Origin of the sequence: Alkalibacterium indicireducens (assembly GCF_039522005.1) — a bacterium.
Lineage (GTDB): Bacteria > Bacillota > Bacilli > Lactobacillales > Carnobacteriaceae_A > Alkalibacterium > Alkalibacterium indicireducens.
The window spans coordinates 1-1,167 of sequence record NZ_BAAADA010000049.1 but is presented as its reverse complement, the minus strand read 5'-3'; the positions used below and the strand labels follow the sequence as shown (position 1 = coordinate 1,167).

Here is a 1,167-nt window from a genome sequence, read left to right as displayed (position 1 = left end):
GGAATAAACAGATTCTGTCGCTTAATTGCCTCATTTTCTTAAATAAAACTGCCGGAATAAAGTGACATTTACTGGCTGGATTATTTTGCTTTTCTACAACTAGCAGCGTACCACAATGCACCTATGCTACTAGTTAACGGGACTAGAATCGATAGCGAGACTTTAAATGAAATAAGTCGTCTGAAAGCGAGTAAGGTCATTATTCTAGGAGGTCCTAACTCAGTTCCTGAGCATATCAGTACAACTTTAAAAAATAGAGGGCTATCTGTTAGACGTATTGCGGGTCAAACCCGTTATGACACATCAAGAATGATTGCTGAAGAACTTATTTCATTACGCGGTCCATCTACTGCTCACCTGGTAAACGGTGATGCTTATGCTGATGCTGTTAGTATATCCGCAGTCGCAGGAAGATACCAGCAACCTATTTTGCTAACAAGAGCTAACGAACTGCACCCCGAAGTAAATCGCATTACAAGTACAGTTCAGGACTGGCGTATTATCGGGGGACCAGACTCAGTAAGTGCAACGACAGAAGCACAGTTGAGAAATCGAGTGACTAATGTTTCTCGGTTAACTGGGAGAGATCGCTATGAAGTTAATAAAAGAGTTTTGTCACACTGGGGATTACGAAACAATAAAGTGTACGTAGGTTCAGGAACTGCATTTGCAGATGTTCTTACTGGATCCGTTATTGCTTCTAGAGAAGGAAGCGGAGTACTTCTGCTAAGTAATCGTGATAGAGATATTGATAGTGCAATAACATATTCTAAAGATAATAAATTAGACCATTTTGTAATACTGGGTGGCACGGTGACTATACCGACCAGCACAGCAAACGTTTTAAAAAATATCGTCATCAATAGAGTTCATACAAATGGAGTCTATACTGTTGAACGAGGAGATACATTTAGATCGATTGCGACAAGTTTTGGACATACGAGTTTCCAGTTAAGTCAATGGAACACACATATTAAAGATATTAACTCAAGTTTCGCACCCTTAAGAACTCCGTTCTATCCTTTACATCATAAGGATTATTTAGATTAATCAGCTTAAAAGTAAAGAAAAAGACAGCTCTCTTTGGTAGAATGTGAGTCACAACCAACATTCCAAGGAGAGATGTCTTATGGCTAACATTTTACCAAATAATTCAGAAAAAAACGA

The 1,167-nt window shown here is 38.7% G+C and carries 1 protein-coding gene; it reads left to right on the top strand.

The window, feature by feature from the left end:
• Positions 1-66: 66 nt before the first annotated feature.
• Complete coding sequence (locus ABFX15_RS03700; protein ID WP_346024156.1) at positions 67-1,050, top strand: cell wall-binding repeat-containing protein; 984 nt, start codon at positions 67-69, stop codon at positions 1,048-1,050.
• Positions 1,051-1,167: the final 117 nt, after the last annotated feature.